Here is a 10,802-nt window from a genome sequence, read left to right as displayed (position 1 = left end):
AAAAAACGCCGCTCATCTCACGATGGGCGGCGTTTTTTATTGCCTTGCAGCGTTAGGCTTGAACGACCGGGATATTGGCGTTCGCAGCAGCTTCACGGAACTCGGCGATCTGGTCGAAGGACAGGTAGCGGTAGACATCGGCCGCCATGCTGTCGATCTTGCCAGCGTATTCCATGTACTCCTCGACGGTCGGCAGGCGACCCAGGATCGAAGCAACGGCCGCCAGCTCGGCCGAGGCCAGGTAGACGTTCGCGCCGTCGCCCAGACGGTTCGGGAAGTTACGGGTCGACGTCGAGACCACGGTGCTGTTCGGCTCAACGCGTGCCTGGTTACCCATGCACAGCGAGCAGCCTGGCATTTCCATGCGTGCGCCGGCCTTGCCGTAGATGCCGTAGTAGCCTTCTTCGGTCAGTTGGTGAGCGTCCATCTTGGTCGGCGGCGACAGCCACAGACGGGTTGGCAGCTGACCCTTGACCTGATCCAGCAGTTTACCGGCAGCGCGGAAGTGACCGATGTTGGTCATGCACGAACCGATGAACACTTCGTCGATCTTCTCGCCAGCAACGCTGGACAGCAGACGGGCGTCGTCCGGATCGTTCGGCGCGCAGAGCACAGGCTCGTTGATTTCGGCCAGATCGATTTCGATGACTTCGGCGTATTCGGCGTCGGCATCGGCTTCCATCAGCTCAGGATTGGCGATCCAGGCTTCCATCGCTTGAGCGCGGCGTTCCAGGGTACGCGCATCGCCGTAGCCTTCGCCGATCATCCAGCGCAGCAGGGTGATGTTGGACTGCAGGTACTCGGTGATCGACTCTTTCGACAGCTTGATGGTGCAACCGGCAGCCGAACGTTCGGCCGAGGCGTCGGACAGTTCGAACGCCTGCTCCAGGGTCAGACCTTCCAGGCCTTCGATTTCCAGGATGCGGCCGGAAAAGGCGTTTTTCTTGCCTTTCTTCTCGACGGTCAGCAGACCGTTCTGGATAGCGAAGTACGGAATGGCATGAACCAGGTCACGCAGGGTGATGCCAGGTTTCATCTTGCCTTTGACGCGCACCAGGATCGATTCCGGCATGTCCAGCGGCATGACGCCAGTGGCAGCGGCGAACGCGACCAGGCCGGAACCGGCCGGGAACGAGATGCCCATCGGGAAACGGGTGTGCGAGTCACCACCGGTACCGACGGTGTCCGGCAGCAGCATGCGGTTCAGCCACGAGTGGATGATGCCGTCGCCCGGACGCAGGGAAACGCCGCCGCGGGTCATGATGAAGTCAGGCAGGGTGTGGTGGGTGGTCACGTCGATCGGCTTTGGATAAGCCGCGGTGTGGCAGAACGACTGCATCACCAGATCAGCGGAGAAGCCCAGGCACGCCAGGTCTTTCAGTTCGTCACGGGTCATTGGACCGGTGGTGTCCTGAGAGCCCACGGTGGTCATCTTCGGTTCGCAGTAGGTACCAGGACGCACGCCCTGGCCTTCTGCCAGACCGCAAGCCTTGCCGACCATTTTCTGCGCCAGGGTGAAGCCCTTGGTGCTTTCAGCCGGAGCTTCAGGCTTCTTGAACAGGTCGAACGCTGGCAGACCCAGCTCGGCGCGAGCCTTCTCGGTCAGGCCACGGCCGATGATCAGCGGGATACGACCGCCGGCACGGACTTCGTCCAGCAGCACCGGGGTCTTCATTTCGAAAGTGGTGATGACTTCGTCGGTACCGTGCTTGCAGACTTTGCCAGCGTGCGGGTACAGGTCGATCACGTCGCCCATGTTCATGTTCGACACATCGAACTCGATCGGCAGGGCGCCGGCATCTTCCATGGTGTTGTAGAAGATCGGAGCGATCTTGCTGCCGAAGCAGAAACCGCCAGCGCGCTTGTTCGGCACGTAAGGGATGTCGTCGCCGAAGAACCACAGCACCGAGTTGGTGGCCGATTTACGCGACGAACCGGTACCGACCACGTCACCGACGTAGGCGATCGGGAAGCCCTGGCCGCGCATTTCTTCGATCTGCTTCATCGGGCCGGTCTTGCCTTGCTCGTCCGGAACGATGCCGTCACGGGCCATTTTCAGCATGGCCAGGGCGTGCAGCGGGATGTCAGGACGCGACCAGGCGTCTGGCGCAGGGGAGAGATCGTCGGTGTTGGTTTCGCCGGTGACCTTGAATACGCGCAGGCTGATCTTGTCGGCCAGGACCGGGCGCTTCTTGAACCACTCGCCGTCAGCCCAGGATTGCAGCACGGCCTTGGCGTGAACGTTGCCGTTCTTGGCTTTTTCAGCGACGTCGTGGAAGGCATCGAACATCAGCAGGGTGTGCTTGAGTTCTTCGGCGGCGACTGGCGCCAGCTCGGCGTCGTCCAGCAGTTCAACGAGGGTGACGATGTTGTAGCCGCCCTGCATGGTGCCGAGCAGTTCTACAGCGCGTTTCTTGTCCAGCAGAGGGGAGGTGGCTTCGCCCTTGGCCAGGGCAGACAGGAAACCGGCCTTGACGTAGGCAGCTTCGTCCACTCCAGGTGGTACGCGATTGGTGATCAGGTCAACGAGGAAAGCTTCTTCGCCAGCCGGAGGGTTCTTCAGCAGCTCGATCAGGCCTGCTGTTTGTTCGGCGTTAAGCGGCTGGGGAACGATACCCAGGGCTGCACGCTCTTCGATATGTTTGCGGTAGGCTTCAAGCACAGTTATTACCCTCATCAGTGGTCCCAAATGGGTGTCCGGGACGCTCATCCCGAAATTGCCGTACTCATGCGCCTCACGACGTTGTGGGTCGTTCGGCCAGAATTACCGGCAATTCCTTACAGAAGCTGCTTTCAAAGTTTTACGCCTGCAGAACGGGGAGCTGATGAGGGTTGGCGTTGGGCTTTTCCCCGCTGGAAAAACCCTTCGCCAACACCGCTCTGAAGGAACGACTGTGCTCGTGACGCTTTGAAAACAGCTTCTAACGGACATTGGCGCCTTAAAAGGCTGGCTGATTCTACGGCAAAAAAAATTTAAAGGTAAGTCGCGCTCTATTGGACTTTCGTGGCAATCAGCGCGGCCGGAGCAAACCTGCGACGCCGGCGAGACCTTGCTGTTTGAGGGGTGATCAATGCCCGACAAAGGGCTAACATGCCGGCCTGTTCCGCGTTTCAGTGTTCTGCCCATTTATGCCCAATCAGACCATCAAGACCCCCTGCGTCGGCCTCTGCTCCACCGTTTACGGTGACCTGGTGTGCCGTGGCTGCAAGCGTTTCCACCACGAAGTGATCCATTGGAACGGGTACAACGAGGAGGAAAAGCGTGCGGTGTGGCTGCGTCTGGAGCAATTGCTGTCACAAGTGATGGCAAGCAAGGTCGAGATCTTCGATCCGGCGCGCCTGCGCGAGCAGCTCGAACAGCGCAAGATCCGCTTCGTACCGCATCAGTCGGAATATTGCTGGGCCTATCAGCTGATTGCCCGAGGTGCGCGGGTGATCATTAATCTTGAGGCGTACGGGATGGTGTTGCTGCCGGAGTTCCGCGACTGGAACCTGCCGGAACTGCGTGATGCCATTGATCGGGAATTCTTCCTGCTGTCGGAAGCGCATTATCAGCGCTACATCGCCCCGGGCTTCCTGAAAGACGCCTTCGGCGCCTGAACAGCAAAAGATCGCAGCCTTCGGCAGCTCCTACATGGGAATGCGTTCTACCTGTAGGAGCTGCCGAAGGCTGCGATCTTTTGCTTTTAATGTTTCACGGCCAATTCCACCAGATGATCCTCAACCTCCTGCGGCTTGAGCACCAGCACATCGCTTTCCAGCGTATCCAGCACCGCCTCCGCCGTATTGCCGATCAACGCGCCTGACAAACCACTGCGCGCCACTGTGCCAATCACCGTTACCGCTGCCTGCAGTTTGTGCGCCATGAACGGGATCAACACATCGGCAGGGCCTTCCTCGATGTGCAGGTGCTCGTCATCGACATCGAACTCTGCTTGAAACGCCCGGCACTGCTCGCGATATTTGGCTTCTATTGTCGATTTGAGCTGGAATGTCGGGTCCGCGGCTGAAAGCATCGGCGACGGATGCGCGGCAATCACATGCAGATGCGCTTTGGCCAGACTGGCGATGTCGTAGCCGTGATCGATGATGGTGCTGTGCAAATGCCGATGCTCACCGTCGGCATTGCCGACATCGACCGCAGCCAGAATCACTTTGTCCTTCCACGAACCGGCGGTTTTTACCAGCAGTACCGGGGTAGGGCAGTGGCGCAGGAGCTTCCAGTCGGCCGGGGTCAGCAGGGCTTTTTTCAGCGAGCTGTCGGGGAAATGCTGTTTGATCACCAGGCCGCAACCCTCGGCCTGCTGCACATCGATGATGGTTTCGTGCAGGCTCTCGTTCCACGCCTGTTCGGTGGTCACGCTGTACCCTTCGGCGAGCAATGCCGCCTTGAGCACGCTGAGCAGGCCGGCGTGGTCATGCTTTTTGTCGCACACCAATAGGTGCAGATGAGCCTGGGTGACACCGGCGATCAGCTTGGCGCGTTTGAGCGCCAGGCTTTCCGCATGTTCAGGTTCGATGACCACCAGAATGCTGCGAATGGCTTGCATGAGCGGAGTCTCCAGCAAAGAAAAGGCACGGCGTTGCACAACTATAGTTGCTACCCGAACGTCTGCGACTTGATGCATATCAACAGCCGCTGCTGGTGGTCTGCGGGCAGGCCGGTATAATCGGCGCCCTTCGCTCGAACACCTTTTTACCGTGAGCCCCATGATCCTTCCCGAAATCCACGAATTCCTTGGCTGCCGCACGCCCGACGCCTGGGTCCAGGCGGCACTGGCCGATCAGGAAACCCTGCTGATCGATCACAAGAACTGTGAGTTCAAGGCGGCCAGCACGGCGCTGAGCCTGATTGCCAAGTACCACGCCCATGTCGACCTGATCAACATGATGTCGCGCCTGGCCCGGGAAGAACTGGTGCACCACGAGCAAGTCATGCGCATCATGAAGCGGCGCAAGATCGAGTTGCGTCAGCTGCACGCCGGCCGCTACGCCTCGGGCCTGCGCAAGGTGGTGCGCAGCCACGAACCGGTGAAACTGGTTGATACGCTGGTAGTCGGCGCTTTCATCGAAGCACGCAGTTGCGAACGCTTTGAAGCACTGGTGCCGCATTTGGATGAAGAACTGGGCAAGTTCTATTTCGGTTTGCTGAAAAGCGAGGCGCGGCACTTTCAGGGTTATCTGAAACTGGCCTATCAGTATGGTGATGCCAAGGATGTCGCGCAGGTGATTGAGCGCGTCCGTGCTGCCGAGCAAGCGTTGATCGAGTCGCCGGACGAAGAATTCCGCTTTCACAGCGGTGTGCCGGTCGCCGCATGATCGGGTAGGAGCTGCCGCAATCCAATCGGACATCATTGTCGGATTGTAAAAAAATCTTAAAAGTATGAAACATCACCGAAAACCGGCCCGCGTGGCCGGTTTTTGCTGTCTGGCGTCAGCGCCTGATCAATGATTGCCCGCATAATATCGGCCCTTTCACATTTGGCTTGGCAACGGTCATTATGGATAACCTGGGTTTCGGCAAGGTGCTGCTGGTCGAAGACGATGAGCGTCTCGCCGCGTTGATCGCGCACTTTCTTGAACAACACGGCTACGAGGTACGCACGGTGCATCGGGGGGATCTGGCCGTGGCTGCGTTTCTCGAATTCAAGCCGAAAATGGTCGTGCTCGATCTGATGTTGCCGGGGCAGAGCGGTTTGCAGGTCTGCCGGGAAATTCGCAGTGTCTCGGACACGCCGATCGTGATCCTCACCGCCAAGGAAGACGATCTCGATCACATCCTCGGTCTGGAATCCGGCGCTGACGATTACGTGATCAAACCGATCAAACCGCCGGTGTTGCTCGCGCGGCTGCGGGCGTTGCAACGGCGGCAGACGCCGGACAGCAGCGTGGTCAGTTTTCTCGAGTTCGGGCAATTGAGCATCGACCGCAGTTGCCGGGAAGTGCGCCTGACCGGTGAGCTGATCGAGCTGACCACCATGGAGTTCGAGTTGCTCTGGTTGCTGGCCAGCGCGGCGGGCAAAATCCTTTCTCGCGATGACATTCTCAATCGCATGCGCGGCATTGCCTTCGACGGCCTCAACCGTAGCGTCGACGTGTACATCAGCAAATTGCGCAACAAGCTCAAGGACAATCCCCGCGAGCCGGTGTGCATCAAGACCGTGTGGGGCAAGGGCTATCTGTTCAATCCGTTCGCGTGGGAGCTGTAGATGCTGCGTTTGTTTCTCGGGCTGTTTCTGGTAATGACGGTAGGACTGGTGCTGGCCTTGCAGACGGTCGAGCACACCTTCAACGCCTTGCTCGACAGCCAGACGCAGGATTACAACCGTGAAGCCGTGCGCGGTCAGGCGTGGTCGCTGGTCGATCATCTGCAAGGCCGCCAGGGCGCCGAGCGTGAACAGAAACTCGATTCATTGCGCGCGCACTACGGTCTGTCGCTGAGTCTGGTCGAGGCCGATCAACTCGCCCTGACACCGCAGGAAAAAGCCGAGCTCGCGCGGAACCTGTTGGTGATCCGCGACGATTACACGCAGTTCATTAGCAATATCGATGGTGGCTCGCAACTGCTCAGCATCAAGCTGCCGCCGGAGCCGAGCCTGATGCCGTTCTACATCACTGCGGCGTACATGATGCTCGCGGTGTTGATTGGCATCGTGCTGTTTTTCTGGGTGCGCCCGCACTGGCGCGATCTGGAAAAGCTGCGGCTGGCGGCCGAGCGTTTTGGCGACAATGATCTGTCGGTGCGCATCCAGTTATCGCGGCGCTCAAACATCCGCGATCTGGCCGAGCACTTCAATCTGATGGCGGCGCGCATCGAAGGCTTGATCGCCAACCAGCGCGAACTGACCAACGCGGTGTCTCACGAATTGCGCACACCGATTGCGCGGCTGTCGTTCGAACTTGATCAGCTCAAACAGCTACCGGACGCCAGCGAGAATCGCGAGCTGATCGCCGACATGTATGCCGACCTTGGTGAGCTGGAGGAGATGGTCTCGGAGCTGCTGACCTACGCCAGCCTCGAGCACGGCGCGACAGTGATCAAACGGGAGAATATTCACGCGGCCGACTGGCTAGACAGCGTTGTCGGTAGTGTGGCGCTGGAGGCCGAAGCAGTGGGCGTGCAGTTGTCGATCGCCGGTTGCCAGGTCGACACGGTAAGCATCGAACCGCGCTTCATGGCGCGGGCGGTGATCAACCTTTTGCGCAATGCAATTCGCTATGCCGAGCAGCGTGTCGAGGTGTCGCTGCTGCGCAATGGCGATGACTATGAAGTGCGGGTCAGCGATGACGGCCCGGGCGTGCCGCTGCAAGGACGGGAGAAAATCTTCGAACCGTTTTCCCGACTGGACGCCAGCCGGGATCGGCGCACCGGTGGTTTTGGGTTGGGCCTGGCGCTGGTGCGGCGGGTGTCGCAGTCCCATGGCGGGCAGGTTGAGGTTGGCGAATCGGTGTGGGGCGGGGCGTTGTTCAGGATGACCTGGGCGCATCTGGACTGATTGATATTGCCTGACCCGGCCCCTTCGCGAGCAGGCTCGCTCCCACAGGTGATGGCATTCCAAATGTGGGAGCGAGCCTGCTCGCGAAGGGCGCGGTGTTCAGCGAGTTACACCGAGTCGCTCATGCCACTGGGCGATTGATTCTTCGGGATATACATCAAACTGCTGATCCTTCGGCTTCGCCTCGACCTCAACCCACGGCGCTTTCGAACCAAGCATCAGGTGCGTGTGTTCCGGCGGCACCGGCAGTGGCGTGTCGATCGCCGAGGCGAATGGATGAATCAGCTCTGGCCACTCTGGGCTGAACAGCCACAGGCCGCTGCCGCACAGTGAGCAGAAGTGGCGTTCGGCGCTGCTGCGATGGGCGCGTTTATCGCCGTCAGCTTTCATCTTCGCGTGATAGATGCTGATGTTTTTGCGTCCGCGAACCTTGAGAGTGGTCGCGTCGCCGCCAAGGTTGATCGCATAACCGCCACCGCCCTGGGTCTTGCGGCAGATCGAGCAATAGCAGCGTTGATAGGGATAAGGATGGGCGCTGTCGAGGCTGAACGTGACTTCGCCGCAATGGCAGGAGCCTTCGAGGTGCATGGTGCTCTCCTGTGTCTGAATTGTCCGCTCCAGCCTAGAACATTCTGCCTGATGCTTGCCGGTGTGATGCGACCGGCGGGCGCAGCGTCTAGCCCCAGTGTCCCCGCGATCCCATGGGGCGAGACTTTCGGAACCCGGCATGCAAGCGCTGTTGAACGAGATCCTTGACGCCGTCCGGCCCCTGATCGGGCAGGGCAAAGTTGCTGACTATATTCCCGCCCTCGGCACGGTGCCGGCCAACCAGTTGGGCATCGCCGTGTACAGTAACGACGGCGAAATGTATTGCGCCGGCGACGCTGAAACGCCGTTCTCGGTGCAGAGTATTTCCAAGGTATTCAGCCTGGTGCAGGCCATCGATCACTCCGGCGAAGCGATCTGGGAACGGCTTGGCCACGAGCCGTCCGGCCAGCCGTTCAATTCGCTGGTGCAACTGGAATTCGAGCGCGGCCGCCCGCGCAATCCGTTCATCAATGCTGGGGCGCTGGTGATCTGCGACATCAACCAGTCGCGCTTCGCCGCGCCGACATTGTCGATGCGCGACTTCGTCCGGCGTCTGTCCGGCAATCCGCAAATCATGATCGACGGCAAGGTCGCCGACTCCGAATACCAGCACCGTGCGCGTAATGCGGCGATGGCCTATCTGATGCAGTCGTTCGGCAACTTTCACAACGATGTCGAGGCGGTGTTGCGCAGCTATTTCAGTCACTGCGCACTGCGGATGAATTGCATCGATCTGGCCCGGGCGTTCTGCTTTCTGGCCAATGACGGGTTCTGCAAGCACAGCGGCGAGCAGATCCTGACGCGCCGCCAGACCCAGCAGGTCAACTCGATCATGGCCACCAGCGGTTTGTACGACGAGGCGGGCAACTTCGCTTATCGCGTCGGCCTGCCGGGCAAGAGCGGGGTCGGCGGCGGCATCGTTGCGGTGGTGCCGGGGCAATTCAGTGTGTGCGTGTGGTCGCCGGAGTTGAATGCGGCCGGGAACTCGCTGGCGGGGATGGCGGCGCTGGAGCTGCTGAGCTCGCGGATTGGCTGGTCCGTCTTCTAAAGACACACCACGATTTCCAGTGTGGGAGCGAGCCTGCTCGCGAAGAGGCCGGTACATTCAGCATCGATGTCGTCTGACTGGCCGCTTTCGCGAGCAGGCTCGCTCCCACCGGGTGCAGTGTTGCTTTGCAGGATCGTGTTCTATACATTTTCCGGCCGCCCTCTGCATGGTGAATCCGCTTCATGTCTCTTGCGCTCGAACGTCTAGTCGCTGGCACGCCGATCCCTTTCGCTGGTAACCGGGTCACCGTGGTCAGCCCCGAACTGGCCGCGCGGTTTCAGCCCGGTGACCATCTGCTGGTCGAGCAGGTCAGTGGCGAGTTGTTGCTGATCCCCGTGGCCGATCAACAGGCCGCCTCGGTGGCAATCGAGCGTGCGGCTGCGGCATTCACAGCATTTTCGGCGGTCTCCGATGAAGCCATCAGCCGGTTCTTCGACCTGTTTGCCCAGCGCCTGGAGAGCCCTGAATGCTGGACGCAGATCGAAGCCGCCAACCGCGCCGACATTGAGCGAGCGAAGGCGCGCGGTCGCTCGACCACACGCTTGCTCGCCGATGAAAGCATGCGCCGCGACATGATCGCCGGGCTGCGCGCGTGGCGTGATGCGCCACCCACCCGGGGCAAAGTGATCAGCAGTGTCGAGCACGACGGCTGGAAGGTTGAGCAAGTGGTCTCGCCGCTGGGCATCGTCGCGTTTGTCTTCGAAGGCCGACCCAACGTATTTGCCGACGCCGCCGGGGTGTTGCGCACCGGTAATACGGCTGTGCTGCGCATCGGCAGCGATGCGTTGGGCACTGCGCAAGCCATCGTCACTCACGCGCTGAATCCAGCACTGGCCGAAGCCGGTTTGCCGGTGGGTGCGGTGTCGTTGGTCGAAAGCGTCAATCATGCTGCCGGTTGGGCGATGTTTGCCGATCGGCGTCTGTCGCTGGCGGTGGCGCGAGGCTCGGGCCGTGCGGTCAGTCAGTTGGGCAGCATTGCTCAGCAGGCCGGCACTGCCGTCAGCCTGCACGGCACCGGCGGTGCGTGGCTGATCGCCGACCGTGACGCCGACGCCACTCGCTTCGCGGCAGTGGTGCGCAACTCGCTGGACCGCAAGGTCTGCAATACCCTGAACGTCTGCCTGATTCAGCGCGAACGCGCCGATGAGCTGGTGCCGCTGTTTCTCGATGCGTTAAAAGCCGCCGGTACGGCGCGCGGCCAAGGCTGCAAATTGCACATCGTCGCGGGCAGTGAAAGTTGCCTGCCAAGCGAATGGCAGAACGCAACGGTCGAGGTTTATCGCGCCGAGGGTTACCAGACCGAAGCGCTGGCCGAGTCTTTGCCCGAGTCGGAGCTGGGCCGCGAGTGGGAATGGGAAGAAACCCCGGAAGTCAGCCTGATGATTGTCGATGATCTGGACCAGGCGATTGCGCTGTTCAACCGTTACAGCCCGCAATTTACCGTATCGTTGATCAGCGAGGATGCGGCGGTTCAGGAACGCTTCTACAACGCGGTGAATGCGCCGTTCGTAGGCAACGGCATCACCCGTTGGGTCGATGGCCAGTACGCGTTGAACAAGCCGGAACTGGGCCTTTCGAACTGGGAGAGCGGGCGCCTGTTTGCGCGCAGTGCGATTCTTTCCGGCGATGGCGTGTTTACCGTGCGTAGCCGGATGACTCAGGTTGATCTC

Annotated in this window: 9 protein-coding genes; 6 read left to right on the top strand and 3 right to left on the bottom strand. The window is 60.4% G+C overall.

All coding sequences use genetic code 11. From position 1 onward, the window contains the following. Positions 1-52: 52 nt before the first annotated feature. Positions 53-2,662: a bifunctional aconitate hydratase 2/2-methylisocitrate dehydratase gene (gene acnB, locus D6877_RS09650; protein WP_130910602.1), complete on the bottom strand. Its 2,610-nt coding sequence runs from the start codon at positions 2,660-2,662 to the stop codon at positions 53-55. Positions 2,663-3,129: 467 nt separating this feature from the next. On the opposite strand from acnB, the gene D6877_RS09645 reads away from it, so the two are divergent. Continuing rightward, positions 3,130-3,600, top strand: a complete 471-nt coding sequence (locus D6877_RS09645) for a DUF1289 domain-containing protein (protein WP_024013275.1) — start codon at positions 3,130-3,132, stop codon at positions 3,598-3,600. Positions 3,601-3,686: 86 nt separating this feature from the next. On the opposite strand, the gene D6877_RS09640 is transcribed toward D6877_RS09645, so the two are convergent. Continuing rightward, a complete protein-coding gene (locus D6877_RS09640; RefSeq protein WP_130910601.1) occupies positions 3,687-4,550 on the bottom strand; it encodes a universal stress protein in 864 nt (287 codons plus the stop codon). A 160-nt stretch (positions 4,551-4,710) separates the two neighbouring features. On the opposite strand from D6877_RS09640, the gene miaE reads away from it, so the two are divergent. From miaE to D6877_RS09625, 3 genes are all read left to right on the top strand, one after another. Next, positions 4,711-5,319, top strand: coding sequence for a tRNA isopentenyl-2-thiomethyl-A-37 hydroxylase MiaE (gene miaE / locus D6877_RS09635; protein WP_122612531.1), 609 nt, complete (start codon positions 4,711-4,713; stop codon positions 5,317-5,319). A gap of 182 nt (positions 5,320-5,501) precedes the next feature. Beyond that, positions 5,502-6,209: a response regulator gene (locus D6877_RS09630; protein WP_130910600.1), complete on the top strand. Its 708-nt coding sequence runs from the start codon at positions 5,502-5,504 to the stop codon at positions 6,207-6,209. Next, positions 6,210-7,496: an ATP-binding protein gene (locus D6877_RS09625; RefSeq protein WP_130910599.1), complete on the top strand. Its 1,287-nt coding sequence runs from the start codon at positions 6,210-6,212 to the stop codon at positions 7,494-7,496. It begins immediately after the preceding gene. A 99-nt stretch (positions 7,497-7,595) separates the two neighbouring features. Here the strand turns inward: D6877_RS09625 and D6877_RS09620 are convergent, their stop codons facing one another. Continuing rightward, positions 7,596-8,084, bottom strand: coding sequence for a GFA family protein (locus tag D6877_RS09620; RefSeq protein ID WP_130910598.1), 489 nt, complete (start codon positions 8,082-8,084; stop codon positions 7,596-7,598). Between the two features lie 139 nt (positions 8,085-8,223). Between D6877_RS09620 and glsB the strand changes: the two genes are divergently transcribed. Next, entirely contained in the window at positions 8,224-9,132 is a 909-nt protein-coding gene (gene glsB, locus D6877_RS09615) for a glutaminase B (RefSeq protein WP_024013269.1), read from the top strand. Positions 9,133-9,314: 182 nt separating this feature from the next. After that, the coding region (locus tag D6877_RS09605) for an aldehyde dehydrogenase family protein (protein ID WP_130910596.1) at positions 9,315-10,802 on the top strand (1,488 nt) is incomplete at its 3' end.

It is taken from the genome of Pseudomonas sp. Sample_9 (assembly GCF_004307535.1).
GTDB lineage: Bacteria > Pseudomonadota > Gammaproteobacteria > Pseudomonadales > Pseudomonadaceae > Aquipseudomonas > Aquipseudomonas mercuritolerans.
The sequence above is the reverse complement of the archived record's forward strand: the minus strand, read 5'-3'. Positions and strand labels throughout refer to the sequence as shown.